Source organism: Bacteroidota bacterium (assembly GCA_016714535.1).
Classification (GTDB): Bacteria; Bacteroidota; Bacteroidia; order AKYH767-A; family OLB10; genus JADKFV01.
Map to the genome: position 1 here is coordinate 1 of JADKDR010000013.1, position 24936 is coordinate 24936.

At 38.8% G+C, this 24936-nt stretch carries 15 protein-coding genes and 2 pseudogenes; 7 read left to right on the top strand and 10 right to left on the bottom strand.

Annotation, left to right across the window (positions count from 1 at the left end; all coding sequences use genetic code 11):
• Positions 1–857: 857 nt before the first annotated feature.
• The 4 genes and pseudogenes from IPO27_15650 to IPO27_15665 form a co-directional block, all read right to left on the bottom strand.
• A pseudogene (locus tag IPO27_15650) lies at positions 858–2825 on the bottom strand (DUF2075 domain-containing protein).
• Positions 2826–3267: 442 nt separating this feature from the next.
• Complete coding sequence (locus IPO27_15655) at positions 3268–4398, bottom strand: Rieske 2Fe-2S domain-containing protein (protein MBK8847878.1); 1131 nt, start codon at positions 4396–4398, stop codon at positions 3268–3270.
• Positions 4399–4475: 77 nt separating this feature from the next.
• Positions 4476–5192 carry a DUF4197 domain-containing protein gene (locus IPO27_15660; protein ID MBK8847879.1) on the bottom strand — a complete coding sequence of 239 codons (717 nt, stop codon included), beginning with the start codon at positions 5190–5192 and terminating at the stop codon, positions 4476–4478.
• A 50-nt stretch (positions 5193–5242) separates the two neighbouring features.
• Positions 5243–6046, bottom strand: coding sequence for a TIGR00159 family protein (locus tag IPO27_15665; GenBank protein MBK8847880.1), 804 nt, complete (start codon positions 6044–6046; stop codon positions 5243–5245).
• Positions 6047–6116: 70 nt separating this feature from the next.
• Between IPO27_15665 and IPO27_15670 the strand changes: the two genes are divergently transcribed.
• The 3 genes and pseudogenes from IPO27_15670 (at position 6117) to IPO27_15680 (ending at position 9227) form a co-directional block, all read left to right on the top strand.
• Positions 6117–7388 carry an NAD(P)/FAD-dependent oxidoreductase gene (locus IPO27_15670; GenBank protein ID MBK8847881.1) on the top strand — a complete coding sequence of 424 codons (1272 nt, stop codon included), beginning with the start codon at positions 6117–6119 and terminating at the stop codon, positions 7386–7388.
• Entirely contained in the window at positions 7385–7972 is a 588-nt protein-coding gene (locus tag IPO27_15675) for a DNA-3-methyladenine glycosylase (GenBank protein MBK8847882.1), read from the top strand. The genes IPO27_15670 and IPO27_15675 overlap by 4 nt, the downstream gene beginning before the upstream one ends.
• Positions 7973–7984: 12 nt before the next feature.
• A pseudogene (locus IPO27_15680) lies at positions 7985–9227 on the top strand (imidazolonepropionase).
• A gap of 847 nt (positions 9228–10074) precedes the next feature.
• On the opposite strand, the gene IPO27_15685 reads toward IPO27_15680, so the two are convergent.
• The 4 genes from IPO27_15685 to IPO27_15700 all read right to left on the bottom strand — a co-directional run bounded on the left by IPO27_15685 (position 10075) and on the right by IPO27_15700 (position 12856).
• Positions 10075–11493 (bottom strand): HD domain-containing protein, encoded by a 1419-nt coding sequence (locus tag IPO27_15685; protein MBK8847883.1) that lies wholly within the window; start codon positions 11491–11493, stop codon positions 10075–10077.
• Positions 11494–11717: 224 nt separating this feature from the next.
• A complete protein-coding gene (locus IPO27_15690) occupies positions 11718–12077 on the bottom strand; it encodes a TlpA family protein disulfide reductase (GenBank protein ID MBK8847884.1) in 360 nt (119 codons plus the stop codon).
• Positions 12078–12164: 87 nt separating this feature from the next.
• Positions 12165–12398 (bottom strand): hypothetical protein, encoded by a 234-nt coding sequence (locus IPO27_15695; GenBank protein MBK8847885.1) that lies wholly within the window; start codon positions 12396–12398, stop codon positions 12165–12167.
• On the bottom strand, positions 12395–12856 hold the full coding sequence (locus IPO27_15700; protein MBK8847886.1) for a hypothetical protein: 462 nt from the start codon (positions 12854–12856) through the stop codon (positions 12395–12397). The genes IPO27_15695 and IPO27_15700 overlap by 4 nt, the downstream gene beginning before the upstream one ends.
• Positions 12857–13233: 377 nt before the next feature.
• On the opposite strand from IPO27_15700, the gene IPO27_15705 reads away from it, so the two are divergent.
• A complete protein-coding gene (locus IPO27_15705) occupies positions 13234–15423 on the top strand; it encodes a S9 family peptidase (GenBank protein MBK8847887.1) in 2190 nt (729 codons plus the stop codon).
• Between the two features lie 22 nt (positions 15424–15445).
• A complete protein-coding gene (locus IPO27_15710) occupies positions 15446–17335 on the top strand; it encodes an arginine--tRNA ligase (GenBank protein ID MBK8847888.1) in 1890 nt (629 codons plus the stop codon).
• 627 nt (positions 17336–17962) lie between these two features.
• Here IPO27_15710 and cphA read toward each other — a convergent pair.
• Entirely contained in the window at positions 17963–20617 is a 2655-nt protein-coding gene (gene cphA, locus IPO27_15715) for a cyanophycin synthetase (GenBank protein MBK8847889.1), read from the bottom strand.
• A 200-nt stretch (positions 20618–20817) separates the two neighbouring features.
• Here cphA and IPO27_15720 point away from each other — a divergent pair, with 200 nt between their 5' ends.
• A complete protein-coding gene (locus IPO27_15720; GenBank protein MBK8847890.1) occupies positions 20818–23067 on the top strand; it encodes a hypothetical protein in 2250 nt (749 codons plus the stop codon).
• A gap of 353 nt (positions 23068–23420) precedes the next feature.
• On the opposite strand, the gene IPO27_15725 is transcribed toward IPO27_15720, so the two are convergent.
• Complete coding sequence (locus IPO27_15725) at positions 23421–23975, bottom strand: NUDIX hydrolase (GenBank protein ID MBK8847891.1); 555 nt, start codon at positions 23973–23975, stop codon at positions 23421–23423.
• A 42-nt stretch (positions 23976–24017) separates the two neighbouring features.
• Here IPO27_15725 and IPO27_15730 point away from each other — a divergent pair, with 42 nt between their 5' ends.
• Positions 24018–24512, top strand: a complete 495-nt coding sequence (locus tag IPO27_15730; GenBank protein MBK8847892.1) for a DUF4199 domain-containing protein — start codon at positions 24018–24020, stop codon at positions 24510–24512.
• The last annotated feature ends 424 nt before the right edge of the window (positions 24513–24936 follow it).

A 24936-nucleotide genomic window follows, 5' to 3' on the forward strand; every position in this document is an offset into this window, starting at 1 on the left:
AAAATCGTAGCTGTAATACAATTCGCCATAGGCGCTAAAAGTCAGTTTCTTTAGCGTATCAATTTGTGCAAAAATATTTTGTGCGACTAGTATTCCGAGAATTATAAATGTATATTTCATAAATTTACTTTTGGCTTTAGGATGTTTTTTAGAATTCTAAGAACGTTATTTATTTGAATTAATCTTAAATATTTCACGAATTTAATAAGAAGCCTTTAGAGCAATGTCATTAAGTTAAGGAATTAAATCCAATTGCCTGCGCTCACCTGTAGCCCTAAAGGGCGCCTCCACGCAGGTTTCGTTAAAACGGACTGGCTCCCTTTAGGGATTCAGGGTGCGCGGATGGCTTAACTTAATGACATTGGCCTTTAGGGCCAATTTTTTTTATAGAAAAAATCGAGAAGAACTGCATATGAAAAATTTGGAAAAACCATTGCGCAACAGGGGTTCACCACTTAAACAAAACACTAATCGATGAAAACATTAAAAATTACTTACTCCGTTGGTAATCGGAATCGCAATGAAAAAAAACTGTATGGTAATAAAGTACGCTCAATTTTGGGTAGGGGTACTATTGAAAAAACTGAATATTAATAACAATTGTAATCGTATACACTCATAGTTAAACACCCAAAAAAGTAAAATTGCTTTACTATTACACCTAAGCAATTTAGCACGCCCCCCCTCCACAGCAAAGCCACTCAATTATGACGACACCCCATGCCGGTGTCGCTGAACACCCCGTTAAAGAATACGGAGCAGGCCTATAGACAAAAGCCCCTCGTTTGCTGCGATGCAGGGGGGCTTTCGTCTATACGGCTAAATGTTACCGGTTCGTGCTTCTTTTTCCGATGTCGTTATATATTCTTTATTCCGCATGATTGAAAGTAATTAAATGTGCTGTCATAAAGTTCTTTTGGTCTTGTATGGTCAAGGTCGTCACCTTCTGGAATGTAAATTATTAGTCCTTGTCTGGCTCTGGTCAATAGCACTCTGTATGCATTTTGCAAATATGTTTTGTCGTTTTCGTTGTGGATATTTTGCCACCTTAGTCGGAAAAGTATTGACAATTCCATATCCCATTTTCAAAATAATAGTTGATGTCCCACGCCAAGCAAACCCAATCAATTTCTAATCCTTGTATATCAAATTCAGTTGCTATTTCTTCTAGAAAATATGAAGAACGAATATCATCAGAATTATTCAAGAACCAATTAGGAGCAGATATTTCGTTTCTTAACATCAATTCCTAAAGGTCTTAATCTTCTACCTCCGGAACTTGCAACTAGTCCAATTCTTTCACTTCCTTTTGCTTGAGTTCTCAACCATTTTTTTGCAGTTGTCAAGTCTCTTGTAATTAATATTGGAAAATCATTTTTGACTTCACCTAAAAGTGTATTTGCTCTTTCATGTTTTGCCTCTAAAATTTCGTGCATTAACTCCGAAATTTTCTCTGAACGAAAAGACCTTACAGAAACCGATAAATGCAATTCATGTTTTTCGGTGGCTACAGATTGAACCCAATTTCTTAATTCAATGTCTGATAAATAATTATCGTCTGTAGAAATCAAATTTGAGTAATGAATATCCCAATGAGGATAGTTGTTTTTCAAAGAAGAAAGCCATTCAGAAACTCCAGCTTCACCAGTATTTATCTCTTGTCCACCACCGATTAAACAAATAATTGTACACCAGTCTTCATGTCTATCCATGACGCTGATTAAGAATTCGGGCTCAGACATATCAAAGTCTTCAACTCCTTTTTTTCGTTTCATAAAGGAGCTTACTTGTTCCTTTGCCCAAGCTCTTTGTGCTTCATCAAAAACCACAACTTTTTCAACTGGTGCTTTCTTAGAAATTAAATTGTCATCTCGAAAGTGATGAATATTTTGAATAAAAGCGTTAGCTTTTATTGCGGCAATTTTTTTTGTCAGTGATTCACCGTTTTCTTTTGACGTTGCAACCTCATCTCTGGTTAAGGCTTCTCTCAAAACATCTACTAGCGGTCCATTTCCAGAAAGAAAAACTGCATGTTCATCTTCATCCGCTTTCATTCTTTCGTTAGCTATATTTAGTCCTGCTAATGTTTTCCCAGCACCAGGAACTCCAGTCAAAAAGCAAATTGACTTTTTATTTTCTCTTTTTGCAGTCTCAATTATGTTGTTAATGCAGTCTGTTGTCTTTGATAGATTGATTGCTCCTGCATCGTGCCTTGAAATCTCTTTTACATTGTGTCCCTTGTAGAGAGCTTGTGCAGCTTCAATTATAGTTGGAGTGGGTTTGTAAATTGAATTTTCCCAGTCAGTAGCATTTATTTGTTTTCCGTTGCTTTGTAAAAGTGTCTTGTTTATTACGGCACTTAAATTTTGTTGATTAGCTTTTAAAGGCTCAAATAAATTGTCATCACTTGTAAATAAGTTTTCTATCGGTTCTGCTTTTGTAGAAATCAATAAAGGGATTAATTTTTCATGATGACTACCTTCGTGAAAATTTTGTAAGTCCAAGCAATAGTCAACTACTTGTTCTATTGAGTGTTTCTGGTATTGATTGTCACCAACTTTAAATTCTAAAACAAAAATTAGGTCGTTTATTATTAAAACATTGTCAACCCGTTTTCCCATTCGAGGGATTGAAAACTCAAAATAAATTTGTCCGTTGTTAATAGTTTGAAGAGTATCTTTGAGAATTGTTATTTGCTTAACCCAAGCGTTTTTTTGTAAGTCTTCCAGTGCATGGTTGTGGTGTAAACTTAACTGTCCAAGAATTCGAGTTTCATCATCTTTTAAGAAGTCAGAAATTGTATTTGAGTAGTAACTTCTTGTCATTTTAATTTCTTAATTGTTAATAGTCGGTTGTCTTCCTAGCATGACCGCTAACTCCCCGCTTGACGCAAGTCATTATTTTTAATTTTATTTATACTTAGCCCGTAGTGCTTCATATTTATTTAGTTAGAAATTAATATACAAAAACGCAATTGCGTTTTTTGTATATTATTATTACTTTTGTTACGCAATAACATCAAACTTTATAGTATGCAATCTACCATTGGGCAATTTGTTTTTGAAACTAGAACATATAACCTTAAAACTTTTAGTTGGATTTGGTTTCCAAACATACAAAACCTCAGTAATAATTTCAGAAAAAATATCCTGGTGCCAAATGGAGTGCAACACAATAGTGCGGTCTAAATGCCAAGCCCCAATATTTACTCTACTCGAGTGTGGGTGCGTATTAGTGGCTAAATGTTTTGCGTAATTGTATTAAGCATTAAACGTTCATATCTTTGTTTTCTATGTCTATACTTAACGAATCAATTCGTTTAGGTTTTGGAGCTTGAATTTTGGAGCTGTTTATATTTTTTATTTGCTTCAGTACTTCTACGCAATTGTCTACCATTTCTATAGAAGTGCGCTTTATGTATTCGCTCTTTTTAAATAGCATAACATTTTTTTCCATATCTTCAGCAGTCCATCCACGACTCCATCCCAAAAAGCTAAACGGAGGAAATGTAAATCCGAGGTCGGTAAAGAAACACATCATTTGTCCGGCAACCTGTTGTATATTATCCTGTCCGCCAGTAATAATAAACGAAGCAATTTTATTTTTTACTAATATTTTACTATTGATAGTAATTTGGTTTTGTACACAATTTAATCGCTCTGCCATTTTGTAATACAATGCAGAGGCATTGCCCCAGCGGATTGGCGTTGATACCATGACAATATCTGCCCATAAAATCATGCTTTCATATACTTCGGTCATCCCATCTTCCGGATTCATTTCGGTAATGCTGCAAGGCCAGGTACAAGCATGGCTATGTTGCGAATAGTATCCTTCGCAATTGCGGAATTCCAATTCTCTTAATTTGACCATTTTTGTAGCTGCTCCATATTTCTCAGATGCATAAGCCAGTGATTTTTCTAAAGCATCTTCCGAAGTAGAAAACCTTGGTAAAGAGGGCGATAAATTGGTAGTGCTAATACCTAAAATATTTAAACTATTTTCCGAGGTTTGGTATTTCAGTTTTATTAAATCCTCCAACAAAGGATTATGGTGGTGCGCTCTATGTGCTTTAACTATAGGCTCTTGGCTTACTACAATATAGCCACCTTCTGATTTTATTTCATAAAGTGCTTGTTGGTCAGGGTATCCGGGAGGCGCACTGCCTGTTTCGATATTGTACTCCCAACCATGCCATGGGCAGGTTACATACATGCCATCATATTTAGCACTTACCACTCCTAAACCTAATGGACCGGCTTTATGTAAACATGCATTGGCTATAGCAGATAGTTTTCCATTGAAGTGGAAAAGAGCGATTTTTCGTTTTCCAACGTTGACAATTTTTTGAGAGTTATTTGGCAATTCATCTATCGGGCAAACTTGAATGTAATTCATAAATATATTTTTGAATCAATAAAAAAATCTTGATATCTTAAAAACAGCAAACAACTCCATAGCAAGCAATCTATCAGCTATTTTTTCTTGGTATCGGCATAAGCAAAAACTTTTTTCATTAGTGCGGTTACGCGTTTGGTGGGGTCTTTACGAATAAGGTTTTCTTCTTGTTCCACTTTTCCGAACAATGCCTGCAGCGCTTTATCGGTTACAAACGAATTTAAATCCGGATTAAGTTTGTTGGTAGTGGTGGGCAAGGCATTGTACACTTTAACCAAATCGTCCCAATATTTTGTTACACCGACCTGATTGAGCGAGCTTTGTATCACAGGCTTAAATGCAGTGTTAAGACTTTGTGTGGTTGTTTTTTTAAGATAGTTGGTGGCGCTGCCATTGCCTCCGGTTACTATGTTCAACGCATCGGTAATGGTCATCTTCTTTATAGCATCTACAAAAATGGGCTTAGCAGTTTTAACAGCTTTTTCGGCACCTTCGTTCAGTTTGGTAATAACACGGTCAACCTCGCTACCCATGCCTAGGTTGCGAAGGGTGCTTTCTATTTTTACTGCTTCGGGTGGAAGTAAAATGCGTATGGCATTGTTTTTATTAAATCCTCCGGTGGCAGCAAGTATATCAACCCCTTTGCCTACACCTTGCGACAGCGCATCGCGCAAGCCGCCTGCGGCTTCTTCATTGGTTGGTGTTGAGAGCACTGTTTGTGCAGTTTGCATAACGGTATCGCACGATGGCAGTGTGATGGTTACAATGGCAATTGCCAAAATTAATTTTTTCATATCATTCGGTTTTTAGTTTCATTTATTAGTTAAAGAAAATCGTACCAGTATTATTGTGTTTCGAATTTCTTAATTAAGTTTTCAAGTTCAGTTAGGCTCACATTTAAATTTAAGTTACCTGATTCTGCCACAGCTATTTCGCCAGTTTCTTCGCTTACAATAATTGACATGGCATCCGATTGCTCCGTTATGCCTATAGCCGCACGGTGTCGTGTGCCCAGTGCTGCCGGCAATTCATCATTTTGCGTTATCGGTAGCAGGCAGCGGGCAGCAAATATTTTTCCATCTTGTATAATGACAGCGCCATCGTGCATGGGGCTTTGTTTATTAAAAATGGTTTCTATTAGTCGCTTGCTTACTTCGCCTTCTATAAGGTCGCCACTATTTGCATAATAGGTTAAATCATTATTTCCTGCCAATACAATTAAGGCTCCCGTTTTACTTTCCGACATGTTGCGGCAAGCTTTGGTAATAGACGTAATTTTTAATGGCTTTTTTTCTTCGGCCCCAAATGCAGGCCAGTTGGTAATTTGTTTTTTGAATAAGTTACGAATGGTAATGCTGTTGGTACCCATAATAATCAGAAATTTGCGCAACTCAGGTTGAAACAATATTAACAAAGCAAGCACACCAACATTTATAAATTGGCCAAGCAACTCGCTCAGCAGTTCAAGATGCAAAACGTTTTTAAACAAATAATAAGCAAATACAAACAGAAGAATTCCAGCAAAAAGATTAATGCCAATGCCACCCTTTAGTAAATCGTATAGCTTAAATAGAATAAAACCAACAATCGCGATATCGATAATATCGAGTAACCTAACAGTTAAAAAACCTATTTTGAAAATTTCCATTCTTTAATTATGTATTATGATACATAAACTACAACTTTGCAATGTTTGCCTTTTTGAATGAATTATCAAAATGCAAGAGCGTAAAAAATTAATAATAATAGGTGCAGGCTTTGCCGGATTAGCTTTATTAAGGAAGCTAAAGAATAAGCCATTTGACATAACCTTAATCGATAAAAACAATTATTTCACCTTTCAACCTTTACTTTATCAAGTGTCGATGGGTGGGCTGGGGCCTGATGCTATTGCTTATCCTATACGTAAAATTCTGCGTAAACACCGTAATGTAACCTTCAGGATGTGCGAGCTTACACATATTCATGCTGACCAAAATACGATAGCTACTACTATCGGTGAGTTCAGTTATGATTATCTGCTGATATGTGCCGGTGCTGTCACCAACTTTTTTGGTAATGCAGATTTGCAGAAAAATTGTCAAACACTGAAGAGTGTAAACGAAGCACTTGATTTGCGTAGCGATATTTTGCAAGAGTTTGAACGTGCCTTATCGTTAAGGAAAAAAGATGCCATAGCCAAGACCCTTAATTTTATTGTTGTAGGTGGAGGGCCTACCGGAGTTGAGCTTGCCGGTGCCATTGCCGAAATGAAGGCACACGTATTGCCACATGACTATAAAGAGATTGATAAAAAATTAATGCATGTGCATTTGGTAGAGTCAGGAGGCGAAGTGCTTTCTATGTTTAGCGAATCGCTGCGGCTAAAGGCAATAGACTCATTACAAAAACTTGGAGTTGAAGTTTGGCTCAATACAAAACTGCTATCGTATGATGGCCATTTAGCTAAGCTTAGCAATGGCATGGAGCTGCCAAGTTATACGGTAATATGGGCTGCAGGTGTTCGTGGCAGTACGATTAACGGCCTGTCAGCTGAATCATTCACACGTAGTGGAAGATTAGTAACCAACAGAAAAAATCTTGTAAAGGGTAATCAAAATATTTTTGCACTTGGCGATATTGCAAGTATCGAAGGTGATACCAAATTTCCAAACGGACATCCCATGGTTGCTCCTGTTGCTGAGCAACAGGCAGAAAATCTTGCAAACAATATGCTCCGCACTTTGGCTATGAATGAATGGAGGGAGTTTACCTATTTTGATAAAGGAAGTATGGCAACCATAGGCCGTGGCGAAGCAGTGTTTGAAGCCTACGGCATCAAACTCAGTGGCTACATAGCCTGGCTAGCATGGATGGCTTTGCATTTGCTGCTGCTGGTAAACTTTCGTAGCAAGCTCATTGTGTTTATTAACTGGATGTATAATTACATTAATTACGAGCGTGCCATTCGCCTGATATTAAAACCCACCTACAGAAAATTGGATGAATGAAGATTAGTAAGGATTATTTTTTGCAGCCGGATGTAGTAATGCTAGCCCAAAACCTTATTGGCAAGACCTTGCACACAAAAATTGATGGAGCAATCACCTCAGGTATCATAACCGAAACCGAAGCATATGAAGGAGCAATCGATAAGGCCTCGCATGCTTACAAAGGCCGCAGAACTGCACGAACCGAAACCATGTTTAAGCAAGGCGGTATCGCTTATGTATATTTGTGTTATGGCATGCATCACTTATTTAATATTGTTACTAATGAGAAGGAAATTCCTCACGCAATATTGATTCGTGCTTTAAAACCGGTAACAGGTGAAGCTCACATGCAACAGCGCAGAGGCAAGGGTGTACATGCTAAAAGGCTAACTGCCGGCCCCGGCATGGTAGCAAAGGCCATGGGTATTGATTTGCATTGTAATGGCATAAACATAGGTGGAAGTAAAATTTGGATTACCGATGAACATATCAATTTTGATAAGGCCCTCATAAAGGCAACACCGCGTATTGGTGTTGCTTATGCTGGCGAAGCAGCCAACTGGCCCTATCGTTTTGTTGTTAACCATGGCGATATACGTTAAAAAGATTATTTTATGAATAAGAAAATATTTACCAATATAAAGCAACTGATACTTACCAAAGATAGTGGAGTAAAGAAGGGGGCAGACATGGCTCAACTAGATGCGATAGATAATGCCTGGCTTAGTTGCGCAGATGGATTTATAGATAATTCACGCAGCATGCAAGTGTTGGACGACAGCCACTTGCAAGACGCTGAGGTAATTGATTTGAAAAATAAATTTGTATTGCCTGCCTGGTGCGATTCGCACACGCACATTGTTTATGCGGGTTCGCGCGAGCGCGAATTTGTTGACCGAATACATGGTATGAGTTACGAAGAAATTGCCGCTAGGGGAGGAGGCATACTTAATTCTGCAAAAGCTCTAAACCTGGCTAGCGAAGAATACTTGTACGATTGTGCAGCAGCAAGGCTGCGCACCATGATATTGCTTGGTACAGGAGCCATCGAAATTAAAAGCGGCTATGGCCTAACAGTAGATGGCGAACTTAAAATGCTTCGCGTAATTCAACAGTTAAGAAAGAATTTTCCCATAACCATTAAAGCGAACTTTCTGGGAGCGCATGCAATGCCTTTGATATATAAGGAAAATAGAAAAGGCTACATTGATTTAATTATTGACGAGATGCTGCCAGCTATTGCAAACGAACGTTTGGCTGATTTTGTTGATGTATTTTGTGATCGAGGTTTTTATAGCATCGAGGAGGCAAATCAAATTCTTGCAGCCGGAAAAAAATATGGATTGAAACCAAAGATTCATGCCAATCAGCTTGCCAATATTGGTGCGGTGCAAATGGCCGTGGCTCACAACGCTTTGTCGGTAGACCATTGCGAGCACATAGGTAGCGAAGAAGTTGCTTGTCTGCTACCTGGCAACACGATGCCAACCTTGTTGCCTTCGGCAGCATTTTTCCTTGGTTTGCATTATCAACCGGCTCGTATGATGATTGATAATGGACTGCCCCTTGCCCTTGCAACAGATTTCAACCCCGGTTCTTCGCCCAGTGGGAGTATGGCTTTTGTACTTTCATTAGCATGTGTCAAATTGAAAATGTTTCCCGAAGAAGCAATTGTGGCGGCAACTATTAACAGCGCAGCTGCTATGGATTGTATTGCTACACATGGCACCCTATCTAAAAGGCAAGGTTGCAAATTTTATAGTGACTAAAGAATTGCCATCATTGCACTACATGCCTTATGCGTTTACCGAAAATTGTATAGATCAGGTGTATATTAATGCAGCGTTGTATAAGTAGGACTTGCTGTTTTTTATAGGTGCTTGTGTGCTTTTTGATAATTAAATACGAGTGGCGCACGGAGGCACGGAGAGGCACAGAGAATTTCTTTTTTTTTGAAGATTAAATACTGGTGGCGCACGGAGATGCGGAGGAGCACGGTGAATTTCTTTTTTTGAAGATTAAATACTGGTGTTGCAAGGGGACACTGATAGGCATAGAGAGTTTCTTTTTTTTTGAAGATTAAATACTGGTGGCGCACGGAGATTCGAAGAGGCAAGGAGAATTTCTTTTTTTTCTACTTAGGAATTGTTGATTTTTTATCGGTTGCCTATTCATTAACCTAACGCCTCACAGGGGAATGTCATTGAGTTAAGCCCTCAGCGCACCCTGAATCCCTAAAGGGAGACAGTCCGTTGTAACGAAATCTACGTGGAGGTGCCCTTTAGGGCTACGGGTGAGCGCAGGCAATTGGATTTAATTCCTTAACTTAATCACATTGCCTCACAGGGGAATGGTCTGCTGCATTAAAAATCTAAGAGCTCCGTAGGAGCGACACCGTTTTCTTCGAAAGTATATTCAGATCAAAAATCAATTTGATAGCCGCAATTAAGCGCCTCAAAAATTTCTGGCGATTATCAGATGTTAGTTGATGATTGTAGTGAGTTCAAATTTCTTTCAAGGAGAATTGTTTTGAACTCATATATGCTGGTCTTGATGCAAGAGTTTTTTAATGCTTTGGTAATTTTTACGAGCACTAATTTTTTTGTTTCTGCTGCTGAATTATTACTTTTATTGAATATCGATATTAAACAGCTAGCCCTAAGCATGCAACGTATATGGCAATAGTTGTATTGTAAAAATAGCTTTATACCGTTACTGCATTTAACCCAAGTTTTGCTCCCGTTTTAATCATTAATTGATAAGCAGCATCAAATTCATTAGTGATTTCTCCGTCTAGAATAGCTTCTCGTATGGCAGTTTTTATCAAGCCAACTTCTCGACCTGGTTGCAAGTTGAATGTTTTCATAATCAAAGCACCATCAATTGGCGGTTGCCAATTGCGTATCCTATCCTTTTCTTCTACCTCAACTAATTTTTGCTTTACCAGTTCAAAGTTTTGCTTATACTTTTTTATTTTGTATTCATTCTTGGTAGTAACATCGGCATGACAGAGTTTCATCAGGCTATCAATATCATCACCAGCATCAAATAACAATCTTCGCACTGCAGAGTCTGTTACAATTTCCTGAGCCAATACGATGGGGCGCAGATGTAACAAAACCATCTTTTGCACAAATTTCATTTTCTCGTTCAGCGGTAATTTTAGCTGTGCAAATATTTTAGGAACCATACGTGCACCACGATCCTCATGCCCATGAAATGTCCAGCCATGGACCGGCTCAAATTTTTTGGTTGCCGGTTTGGCAATGTCATGTAAGATGGCAGACCAACGTAACCAAAGGTCATCGGTAGATTCACAAATATTATCAAGCACTTCAAGTGTGTGATAAAAATTATCCTTATGGCCACGCCCTTCCTTCTGCTCTACCCCATGTAACAAACAAAACTGAGGAAAAAACTCCTGAAGCAATCCGGTATTAAATAATATTACAAATCCCTTTGAAGGTTGCGGGGTTAAAATAATTTTATTCAACTCATCAATGACACGTTCGCGACTTACAATTTTTAATCGATGTGCATTTTTCTTTAACGCAGTGTACGTTTCCGGCTCTATGTTAAAACTCAATTGAGTTGCAAAGCGCACAGCACGCATCATTCGCAATGGGTCGTCACTAAATGTAATGCCGGGCTCAAGCGGAGTTTTAAGAGTTCCACTTTCTAAATGCGCCAATCCATCAAACGGGTCATTCAATTGTCCGAAATCTTCCTTATTGAGTGAAATGCCTAATGCATTGATTGTAAAATCACGTCTCCGTTGGTCATCATCAAGAGTGCCATCGGTTACAATAGGCTTGCGCGAATCACTATTGTAACTTTCTCTGCGGGCACCTACAAATTCGTAATCTATATCGTTGTGTTTGAAATGTGCAGTACCGAAATTTTTAAACACGGTTAATTTAGCCGATGGATTAATTTTTTGCAACACCGCTTGTGCCAATGAAATTCCATCACCTTCGCATACGATATCAATATCCTTGCATGGGCGTTTCAAAATCAAATCGCGCACCCACCCGCCTATCACAAATGCTTTTATGCCTTGCTTGTCGGCAATAGCAGATGTTGCTTTTAATACTTTATCCTTTTTAACTAAGTCGAACTTCATTCTATCAAACGCACATTTTTTTGATTCAATATAAAATTTCCAAGCGCAAGATTACTGCAAATAATTGCAAGAATAAAATGTGCTGCGATTTAAAGAGTGATTGCCTTTAAAAGCTAAAATCATAGGTGCTTACATAAAGGAAATGTAATACCGTGAAATGACATACACATTTATACTATGTCTGCCTATTGATTGGTCAAGCCTGATAGCATTACTGTTTACACTTAGTGCACTTTCAAATAACCATCTATAGCATTCATCAACTCCTTCTCAATACCAGTGTCTACTAGATAGCCTCTATGATGATAAACTATTTTTCCGGTTTGGGTTTCAACAAGGAAAGTTTCAGGATATGTATTCATATTATATAACGACAGGCAATAACGCTGTTCATCAAACAACACTTCAAACTCAATTCCAAGTTTTGCAAACTGCCCTTTGGCAAAAGTCTTATCTTTAAAATCGACAGGATCAATCCAATGCACAACCAAATCTGTTGGCTTGTACTTTTTAAAAACAGCATTAAGCATGGGAATCGCGTTAATGCAAGGGAGGCAACTAGCATATGAAAAATCAAGTAGCATTAATTTGCTATTGCCAGATGGAATCGAAATAGAATCATTGTTAAACTTATAGGCAGTAAATGGAATAATAAACTTAAGCGTATCTAATTAATCTACAAATGCATCCTCCTCCTCAGGTGCAAATCCATCTTTTGTGATATACCGCATTGCTGCTAAAGAATCAATCAATACCTGAAACTCAATTGGGTCACTAATTTCTTCGTAAGTTAGATTTTCAAAAATTAATTGAAAATAATTTTTAACCTTATCACGATACAAAAATTGCTTGTAACCACTGATTAACTCTTTTTCATTATAACTAATAATGATGCTGTCAGTCACATTCTGACTTTCTCGTTTGTAAATTTTTCATTTGCCAAATCTGAAGTTAGTCTAAAATCCTCTTTTAAAATTTCGATTGAATTGCCTTTTGTCAAGAGCCAGACAGGTTGTGTAATGTGCAGGTTTGCACTAACTACCGAATCTATAATTTCAGGTGCAGAATTTTTATTTTCAAATTTTAAAATGGTACTATCTATATTCGAAATTTTATAAAAATCACTTCCATCAAAAAAAGCCTGCAACTCATTTTGCAAATAAATAGCAAATGCAAAATAGGATGAATTAGATTCTATCGACCTATTGAGTTTAAAGGCATGTTGGGCTGAAAAAGTTTTTGGAGAAGCAGGTGGCTTTAATAAAGATTGAAATTCAATCTTTATTATGTTTTTCGAAAAAGCGCTCACATTTGTTGCAAGCAATAATCCGGATATAATTATTGTAAAAAATTTGTTTTTCATACTTCCCAATAAGCAATAATCCGACTAAAATATGAAAGAATGCATTAATAATTATCGATTTAGAATGCCAAAGTAATTTGAAATAATAATTAGTTGGATACAATCACTAATCGATATACCCAAATACCAAACGCTTATGAATGATTGATTCTTACTTTGTACACACCAAAGAATTAAACAGAACATAGTCTAAATATATGCACGGATAATGAAATATAAAGCCACACGCTCGAATTTCTACCCTACGCTATTGCTTTTGTTGCATAGCTTATCCAACTATATTGATCGTAAATCTCTAAATCAGCAGGTCTTTTTTGAACTATAAAACATTTTATCCATCTTGCACAACCTTTAACCACATTAATTAAATTAGAGATATGATTAAGCTAAAAATGCCTTTGGTTGTAGTGATGCTGTATTTTGTTTGTACTTCATCAATCGCACAAAAAGATTTTACGCTCCAGGAAATATTTGGAAAATTTGCCTTTAGAGCTGAATCTATTACTGGTATCAAATCCATGAATAATGGTATTACCTACACTGCTTTAGACAATGACACCATAAATCAAACAAGTGATATTGCCCTGTATGAATACGCTACGGGCAAAAAAATCAAAACAATTTTTGAAGGTAAAATACTGGTGGATGGTGCCGGCAAGGTTCTCGCATTTGACGAGTACTCATTTAGCAGCAATGAAAAACGAATTTTATTCACTTGCAAGATGGAGGCTATTTATCGTCATTCATTCAAGGCCGACTACTATGTGTATGATTTGGTTGAGAAGAAGATGTACAACATTACCAATGGTGTAAAGGCACAGTTAGCAGATTTTTCTCCAGATGGAAACGACCTAGCCTATGTGCGCGACAATAATTTATACGTGCAACGCATTGGGAGCAATACCGAAAAAATGATTTCGCACGATGGCAAACCTAACCACATTATTAACGGTGCACCTGATTGGGTTTACGAAGAAGAATTTTCGTTTAGCAAAGCATTTGAATGGGCACCCGATGGAAAGCACATTGCCTGGTATCGTTTTGACGAAAGCAGGGTGCGCGAGTTTTCGCTTACCATGTTCGATTCGCTATATCCAACCGAAGTTAAGTACAAGTATCCCAAAGCCGGTGAAGAAAATTCGAAAGTTGAAATACACATCTTTAGTTTCGAAACCAATCAAAAGGCTAAAGCCCAAATCAATGCAGCCAATGATCAATACATACCGCGCATTAAATGGACAGCAGATGCAAACACGCTTTGCATTACCCGAATGAACCGTTTACAAAATAACCTTGAGTTATTATTGTGCGATGCTAATAGTGGCGCAGTTAGCACCCTGTACACGGAAACAAGCAGTACATATATTGATATTAATGATGCGCTTGAGTTTACTGCCGATAAGAAAAATTTTATTTGGATGGGCGTGAAGAACGGCTACAATGCACTGATGTGGATGGATATGAAAGGAAAACTAGTAAAACAAATTACCACCGACAAGAAAAATGTTATTAACTATTATGGTTATGATGCAGCGAAAAAAATGTTTTACTACAGCAGCTTTAATATAACACCTGCCGACAGGCAAGTTTACAGCATCGACCTCAACGGAAAAAAGAATATTATTGGACATGCTGATGGCATCAATACTCCTACATTTAGTAAAGGATTTAAATATGCGATTATGACGCATAACACAGCCAACTCGGTTCCATTGGTTGAGTTATATGAAACATCAGGAAAAAAAATAAAAGTGTTGGAGGAAAATACTGCCCTGGCAAAAAAGCTTGGTGATTACAAAATCAGCAAGAAGGAATTTATGACCATTACCACCAAAGATGGAATTGAGTTGCAGGCATGGATGATAAAGCCTCAGAATTTTGATGCTAACAAAAAGTATCCGGTACTGATGTACGTGTATGGTGGACCGGGAGCACCAACCGTGCTTAATGCCGGGCGCAATGCAAACGACTATTGGTATCAGCATCTGGCAAGCCTTGGTTACATAGTGGTTTCTGTAGACAACCGTGGCACCACGCCTAAAGATGATGCATTCTTAAAATGCACGTACAAGCAATTAGGAAAACTTGAAGCCGAAGATCAAATAGCAGCAGCAAAATATTTTGCAACGCTACCCTTTGTTGATGGCAATCGTATAGGCATATGGGGTTGGAGTTTTGGTGGATACATGACTTCGCTTTGTATGTGTAAGGGAAGTGATATTTTTAAAGTGGGTATTGCAGTGGCTCCTGTAACGAACTGGCGTTATTACGATAGTATTTATACCGAGCGTTATTTGCAAACACCACAGGAAAACAAAAGCGGGTATGATGACAATTCGCCAATCAACTTTGTTGCAAACATGAAAGGAAAATATATGCTAGTGCATGGTGTGGCTGATGATAATGTGCATTACCAAAACGCCATGATGATGGTAAATGAACTGGTAAAAAATAATGTGCCTTATACGATGCTCGATTATCCAAATGCCAATCATGGCATTCGCACCAAGGGAGCAAGGCTGCATTTGTATACAGCTATGACTAAATTTATTTTGGAGAATTTATAAAAAAAGTTACCGTAAGCAACCTATGTTTCTCGAGCAAGAACTTAAACAGAAAATTAAAGATGCCATTCAATCTGAATTGAATGTTGCCATACCATTGCCTAAAATTATTTTGCAACCAACAAAACCCGAGTTTAAGGGAGATGTAACGCTGCTTGTATTTGGTCTTGCACCTTTGCTTAAACTAAAACCTGAGGAAGCCTGCAATACTATTGGCAATGCATTGTTGAAAGAAGCTGATACATTTACCGAATATGAAATTGTAAAAGGATTTCTCAACCTTTCGTTAAACAGAAAATTGTATCTGAACAAGTTGAATGATTCGCTAACACAAGTAGCGGTAAACAGGCAGGCAAAACATGTCGTAATAGAATACTCATCGCCCAATACAAATAAGCCTTTACACCTTGGTCATATGCGCAATATCTTGCTAGGCTATGCACTTACCCGCATTGTGGCAGCAGCTGGCGATAAAGTATCAAAGGTAAATATCGTAAACGACCGCGGCATTCATATTTGCAAAAGTATGCTGGCATGGCAACGGTATGGTAATGGCGAAACCCCCGAATCAACAGGAACAAAAGGGGATAAGCTGGTTGGCAAATATTATGTAGCATTTGATAAAGTATATCAACAGGAAGCTATGGATGTATTGAAGAGGTGGAACGAAGGTGCATTTACAAGCGTTGAGATTAAAGCCAAATACGATGCTTTGCAATTAAAAATTGCAAAGGCCGAAAAACAGGAAGCAAAAGATAAAGCCGAGGGTGAGCTAAAAGAGTTTGCAAAAGCTGAAACAATCATATTTAAAGAGGCACAGCAAATGCTGCGCAATTGGGAGGCGGGCGATAGTGAAGTGAAGGCTCTATGGAAAAAAATGAATGGTTGGGTATATGATGGCATGGATGTTACTTACCAAGCACTCGGTGTTGAGTTTGATAAGATATACTATGAGAGTGATACCTACCTCTACGGAAAAAAGATTGTGGAAGAAGGGTTAGCAAAAAATGTATTTTATAAAAAGGATGATGGCAGTGTTTGGGTTGATTTAACAGATGAAAAACTTGATCAGAAATTATTGTTGCGCAGCGATGGGACTTCGGTTTACATAACGCAAGATCTTGGCACCGCTATGTTGCGGCAGCAGGATTTTCATTTCGACAAAATGATTTATGTGGTAGGTAATGAGCAAGAGTATCATTTTAAGGTATTGCGACTGGTATTTAAAAAGCTTGGCTATGCCTGGTGGGAAAATATGATACACTTTAGTTATAACATGGTTGACCTTACCTCGGGAAGAATGAAATCGCGCGAAGGTACAGTGGTAGATGCGGATGACCTGGTAGAAGAAACAATAAAGGCTGCAGCCGAAGTTACAAAGCAATTGGGTAAGACTAACGACATGCCCGAAGCCGAGGCCCTGCAATTGTATCATACGATCGGCATGGGGGCTTTGAAATTTTATTTGCTCAAGGTTGATCCTGAAAAACGAATGCTCTTTGATCCTACGGAGTCAATCGATATTAATGGATTTACCGGCCCATTTGTTCAGTACAGTTATGCCCGCATAAAATCAGTGTTGCGTAAAGCAGCTATGGATAATGTTTATAACGAATATGAAAATAAGAATTACACTTCCTACCAAGCCGATAAAAAAGAAATTGCATTATTGAAAACATTGGTAGACTATGCATCGATAGTACAGCAGGCTTCCGAAAAATTGAGCCCTGCCATAATTGCTAATTATGCTTATGAGGTAGCAAAAACATACAATCAGTTTTATCACGATCACGTGGTTATTGATCATACACAAATTGAAACATCTGAATTTCGTTTGCAACTGAGCAACCAAACTGCTCATGTTTTAAAATCTGCATTTTACTTATTAGGAATTGATATGCCTGAAAGAATGTAAAACTAAGCAAGCGTTACTCAGATGGTTAACCTTTATAAATCCAATAGGAGTATAAAATAAAAATTATATTTGCATTATACTAATAACTAAAAAACTTACAGCTGCCTTCTTTAAATACAATATAAATAAAGGTAGTTTTTTCAGCTCTCCCCCTTCGGGGCGAAGTGGAGCGTTGACAGAAAGGGGTTTGGGGTGTATTGTAACGGTGAGTGTATACGTACGGAGAGGGTAGCTCAATGGAGCCAGTATAAGACGGTAGATATTGGGGAGTTTGCAGAGGGAGTATATTTTTGTAAGATGAGGTGGGTAAGTGGGGAGGGTTTGGTAAAAATTATTAAATTGTAGTGGTCTGGTAATGGAAACTAAATTGTTATCGAAAAGAAAAATTATTTGAGGCACGAGCTGCAAGCTCGCGCCAGTGGTGGTGCAAGTTCGCCCCTCCGCTATTTCGGCTACGCTCAATAGGCGGAGGAGAGCAGCTGATGTGTATTAAAGGGATGCAAGCCACAAGCTCATTTGTGAATTTCAACTATTTTTTTCAACAGAAAAAAAACGCACATGGTATACCATGTGCGTTAACAAATCTCTTTTTGCATACATTGCCTATACAAGCAAATACATCTCTTCTTAGTTGCTTGTCAGGTTGGGAATATCAGCATCAGTTATAGTAAACTTATCTTCTTCTTCTTTGTATTTCATTATTTGATCAAGCGCATCCGGAACCACATCGCTGCAAATGGTAATAAAGGATCCCTTCTTGGCGTTTTTCACAGCAAAGTCTATCGCTTCCGATTCGGTCTTAATTACTTTTACAGTTTTGGTTTTGTCTACCTTATGTACTCCTGACAATAATAAGTCAATAATTTCCTGTTCGCTGCGGCCACGCATGTTGCGGTCTTGTCTGATAATAATTTCATCAAACATGCTTGCACTAAGTTCTCCCAATTGAATAATATCCTCATCGCGTCTGTCACCTACTCCGGCTATAATTCCAACCTTTGGCTTGGCTTCTATCCGCTCCAGGAACTTGGCTATTGCCTGGAATCCTGCCGGGTTATGTGCATAGTCAACCATTACAGTAAACTTCTTAAACTGGAACATATTCATACGTCCGGGAGTTTGTGCTGGCGAAGGAATAAATGTTTCAAGGGCTAATTTTATATCTTCTATTTTGAAATTGCGAATAATGCCTGTAAGTACAGCCGGCAAAATATTTTGTATCATGAAAATTGCTTTGCCCGAAAAAGTTAGTGGGATGTTCACTATTTTATCTACGCGCATTTTCCATGTGCCACGCATGATTGTGATATATCCATTTTCGGCAACTGCTGCAAGCCCACCGTTTTGTGTGTGTCTGCGTATGATGGGGTTGTTTTCATTGAGTGAAAAGAATGCAACTTTACATTCCAGATTATGTTTCATGTCGGCTACCAGTGGGTCATCAGCATTCAAGATTGCATAACCCGAAGGCATCACACTTTCTACAACTACAGCTTTTACTTTGGCCATTTCTTCAACCGAGTTTATCCCTTTCAATCCCAGGTGATCAGCAGCAACATTGGTAACAATACCTATATCGCATTTATGAAAACCAAGACCTGCACGTAAGATACCACCGCGTGCACATTCTAGCACAGCAAAATCTACCGTTGGATCTTTTAACACAAACTCGGTGCTTGCAGGGCCTGTACAATCGCCTCGTTGCAATAAGTGATTTTGTATATAAATACCATCTGTAGTTGTAAACCCAACCTTGTGTCCCATATACTTACACATATGTGCAATCAATCGGGTAGTGGTGGTTTTTCCATTGGTACCTGTAACAGCAACAATTGGGATTCGCGAATTGCTTCCGGGAGGGAACAACATATCTACCACAGGCGCTGCCACGTTTCGTGGCAAACCTGATGCCGGACTAAGATGCATACGGAATCCGGGAGCTGCATTTACTTCAAGTACCGCACCCCCAATTTCGTCAAGCGGTTCGCTAATGTTGGGAGTCATTATATCTATACCACAAATATCTAAACCAACTATGCGGGCTATACGTTCACACATAAATACATTGTAAGGGTGCACAATGTCAGTAACATCATCAGAAGTGCCTCCTGTGCTTAGGTTGGCAGTTCGCTTTAGCCACAGTTCCTCGTCTTTTTTCAAAACATATTCGAGGGTCATATTTTTTTCGTTTAAAATAGCCAGTGTCATTTCATCCACTTTTATTGAAGTCAATACTTTTTCATGGCCAAATCCTCTGCGCGGGTCGGTATTTACTTTGTCAATTAATTGTTGGATGGTCGACTTGCTATCTCCCGTAACCGCTGCAGGTGTTCGTTTTGCGGCCGCAACCATCTTGTAATCAATTACCAATATCCGATGATCAAATCCGGTAATGTATTTTTCTACAATCACACCACGAGAAATTTTCTTGGCTACCGCAAAAGCATTTACAGCATCTTCCCAGCTATTTATATTAATGGTGGCACCACGTCCATGATTGCCGTTTACAGGCTTAATAACGACTGGAAAACGAATATCATCTAAGGCATCTTGCAGTCCTTCTTCGCTGTATATTATTCGGCCCCGCGGTACAGGTATTGATTGTGCTTCGAGTAGGTTTTTGGTGTCCTCTTTATCACATGCAATTTCAACAGCAATGCTTCCGGTAGTTGATGCCACGGTAGCTTGAATACGCTTTTGGTTTACACCATAGCCTAATTGCACCAACGAGTGTTGGTTAAGGCGAACCCACGGAATATTGCGCGCTACTGCTTCTTCAACAATTGAACCGGTGCTAGGTCCAAGGCGTTCTTCTTCGCGTAACTCGCGCATGCGTTGTATATCATCGGTAAGGTCATAGGGTTTATTGTCAACTATTGCCTGTGCAATTTTTACTGCCGCCTTAGCTGCATATACTCCTACTTTTTCTTCTTCGTACGCAAATACTACATGATACACCCCGGCTTCTCCCGTGCTGCGGGTGCGGCCAAAGCCTACATCCATACCGGCAAGTGTTTGTATTTCGAGTGCAATGTGCTCTATCACATGACCCATCCAGGTACCTATGCGCACACGATGAAAGAAACCGCCTTCGTAATCTTCGCTACATCGATGCGAAAACATACTTGGTAAAAACTTTTCTAATCGTTCGGCAAATCCCGCTATCTGATCCGTTGGCTGTTCTTCCAGTTCTTCAATATCAAGTTTCATCACAACCAACTTATGTCTTCTAATGCTCCAAAAGTTTGGGCCTCGCATGGCTCGTATTTCTAATATCCTCATATAAATAGTTTGTTTAAGAGTTTTTGTTTTGGGCTAAGTAAGTAAACTAATTTTAAAAAATGAAAATTTTAATTTCAATAAAAAAAAACAGTGTTGCTTTTTTATCATTTTTGCAATCATGTATAAGGAATTTGTAAATTAGCCAACTTAAACAAGCCTAAAATAGCATTCCCTAATTTCGGCTAAAAAATTTTAAAAACATGAAGAGAATTTTACCGGTTATACTGCTTATATGTCAAATAAGCGCAGCACAAAACCTCACCAACATTTGGCATTTTGGGCGGTTTGCAGGCCTTGATTTTAACTCAGGTGCACCAGTGTCTATTAACGGGGGGCTAACATATACCGATGAAGGAACCGCGACAATTTGCGATGGCAATGGGCAGTTGCTTTTTTATTCAGATGGTTTAACCGTGTGGAATAAGTTGCATCAGATTATGCCCAATGGCACCGGTTTGCTTGGTGGTACCAGCAGCACCCAGTCAGCAATCATTGTTCCCGCAGTTGGCAATTCCAATCAGTATTATGTTTTTGTAACGGGAGACATTGTATATCAAGCAACATATTCTATAGTGGATATTACATTGAATGGTGGGCTGGGCGATATAACCTCAACCAAGAATGTGATATTCAGTCCAAACTCAGATGAAAAAGTGTGTGCCGTTAACCATGCCAATGGGGTTGATATATGGATAGTTGTAAAAGAAAATCTTACCAATACATTCAAATCTTATTTGCTTACTGCCGCAGGCCTGTCTTCTACCCCGGTAGTAAGTTCCGTTGGGATAAATTCGAATGGCGTAATCGGGTATTTAAAAACCAATCTTGCCGGAAACAAACTTGCTGCATGCTATTGGAATATTAATCAATTCGAAGTGTATGATTATCATAATGCCACAGGGATTGTTTCGAACAATGTATTACTCCCTCAAAAATTTGCTTCTAGCGGTGCTTATGGATGCGAGTTTTCGCCATCAGGGCAATTTTTATATATGGCATTAATCACTCCCTCTCAGGTATATCAGTATGATATATCATTGCCTAATGCAGCAGCAATTATAGCAAGTGAGGTTTTGGTAGGTACCAGTACATCCGCTTTTTCAGGAGCGTTGCAATTAGCACCAGACGGAAAAATTTACCTTGCTAATTATAGTGTTAATTATTTGGGCGCTATAACCGACCCCGATAATCCGGGCTTGAGTTGTAATTTTGTCAATCAACAAGTAACACTTGGAACTAATCAATCTACGCTTGGATTGCCTAATCATGCTGCCTTTGCGGTAGCCCCTGGTTTCACTGCGCAAGGGTTTTGCTTTGGCGATAGCACCTATTTTACTATTGGTTCCAGCTCAGGCATTGTTGCTGTACAATGGAATTTTGACGACCCCAATTCGGGGGCTGCTAATGCATCTTACATTAATAATCCTGCACATTTGTTTACTGCACCCGGCAATTACTCGGTACAATTAATAACAGTAAATAGCCTTGGCAACAGCGATACCATCAATAATATAATTACCATTATTGCTGCCCCGGCTGTTAACCTTGGTAACGATACCACCTGGTGCCCCGGGCAAGCCATTCAGTTAAATGCAGGTAGCACCGGTACGTTCCTGTGGAATAATGGAAGTACCCTCGCAACCTATACTGCTACCGATACAGGCGCATATTATGTAACGGTAACTATAAACAATTGTAGTGCTACCGATTCCATTTATATTACCCCTGGTGCTTGCGCCATTCCCAATGTTGCCTTTAGCAGCAGCGATACCATTTGGTGCGAAAAGCAGGCTATCGATTTTACCGATATATCTACCAACCTGCCCACTTCATGGCAATGGACATTTACTGGAGCCATACCTTCTTCTTCAACCTTGCAAAATCCTACCGGCATATATTATGCAAGCTATGGAAGCTTCGATGTTAAGTTGGTTGCTTGCAATAGTGCAGGTTGCGATTCTATTACCATAGTCAATTTTGTGACGGAGTTTCAAAGCCCGCCACCACCCGTAGTGTCACAAAGTAACGACACGCTTTATAGCTCACCCATGTTTGCTTATCAGTGGTTCGAAGTAGGTAATCCAACAGTGGTATTGTCCACATTAAATTACCTGGTGCCACCCGCACCGGGCACCTATTATGTTTTGGGCATTGATAGTAATGGCTGCAGCAGCGCATCACCTTCGGTAATAATCAGTTCCATTCAGGATATCGGGGGTAGTGGTATTTCGGCATTTTACAATGCCACAGAGCAGCAGATATACATACGCCATATACGTGGCATTGCTAGCTTCGAAGTATTTGATGTTGCAGGTCGTATAATTTTTTCAGGCAACAATTGTAATTTGCCTTGCCGCGTTTCAACCAGCGATTTTGCCTCTGGCGTATATTGCCTTCGTGCTACTGCTAACGATAAGCAATTTGTTGCCAAGGTACTTATCGTTAAATAGAGGCAGCATCAACTTGAGTTCTTGAATATGTTAGGAATTAGTTGTTAAGTTGAATATTTACCTGCTTACACTGCACGTTATTTCATCACTTTGGCTATTGCATAGCTGTATGCTTTGATGCTGGTATCTTTCCGGCCATTCTCCCGTTTTCATTCATGAAATTTTCTTACTGCATCATTTACAGCCTACCAAAAAATTTCGTTGGCTTCCATCAATTATTATAGAATACCAATTGTAATTTAAACATAGTCCAAAACTATTTTTAAATTATACAATGGTAATGCCGTAATAGCAGAAGTTTAGTCCAATTCATTGGACTATTACTTATGCATCAACGGTATGCAAGGTAAAATTCAAATCAATCCTTTATCAAGCATCCATTTACACTTGAATATACTTGCTACCGATAGTCCATCTTTTATTTCACCTCGTAAGGTCATTTCAAACAATTCATCAAACGAAATCTTCTTTACCACCAACTTTTCCGTTTCCTCAGGTTCGCTTTCAGTAAACGACAATTGCCGCGCTACATATGACACCGACACTTCATCCGTTGCCGAATTGCTCAATTGCATTTCAAGTATCGGTTTCATTATTTGGGCTTGTATGCCACACTCCTCAAGCAACTCGCGATGTGCAGTTTCTTCCGGACTCGAACCTTCCGGGCAGCCTCCTTCAACTACCTCCCACTCGTAGGTTTGCGTTGGATACCTAAATTGCCCAACTATCCACGTGTTATTATCATCGTCAAGCGGAATAATAGCCACCGCTATCGATTTAAAATGCACTACACCGTATATGCCCGGTTTGCCAGCAGGAGTCAACACTTTATCCTCACGCACCCGTATCCAGTTGTTTTCATACATGGTGTGTCCCTCAAGTGTGGTCCATGGATTATTATATTGCATAAATTATTTTTACAATTGCATCAAAAATCAAAAGTACATCATATGTATAAATTAGCAATGCGTTGGGGCCTCATTACAGGCGTTCTTTCTTTTGCCTGGTTAATTGGCGAATTTATTTTTGGATTGCATACCACACATGTTCGCTTGCATCCCTACATTACCAACTTTGCTATGCTTATACCAATTGTCTGTTCGGTTATTGCCACCAAGCAAATCAGAACACAGGTTTTTCAAGGCTCGGCAACTTTCAAAGAATTACTTCGGCATGGACTTGCCATAGCCGTTATTGCTACTGCATGTGGTATTGCCGGTCAGTTAATTTATCACCTGCTAGTCAATCCCAATTACTTTACTTACATGATTGATGTGAGCAAACAAATAGCGCTTGAAAAAAAGGAAGACCTCACCAAGGCAGAAAATTTTGCTAAAGATTACTTCACCCTTAAAAATTATCTCGCACAGATCTTTTTTGGTGGATTAGTAATTGGTACTCTGCTTGCCGTTATAATGGCTGCTATATTCAAAAATAAGAAGTAGAAAATTATCAGGGCGCATCTTTTCATCAGGCAAAAAATCAACTCACAAACCGGCAACTTTTTTTGCCTGATGAAAAGACCGGGCTACTTCGGGCTTCGCTGCGCTACGGCTTTTTTGTTTTTCGGCACCCACAGCCATTGCTCTACCACACCTAGCCGAAAAAACAAAAAGAGCTAAACCCTCCATATCCCTTGCGCTGCAAGCCTGTTAGCAACTATCGTGTAAGGTTGCTTTTTAATTGCCTTGCATCACTTTCAACTTATTTATTGAAGTTGCATTTTTATAATCCAACATCTTTCATCGAAAAAAAATCCAAACAAACATTTACAAATTCTTTAACGCATCATCATATACTCATGGAATATATTTTGATGTTATTTGTACATCTTACTTCAAGATGTTGTAACCATCCTTAAGTTAAAAA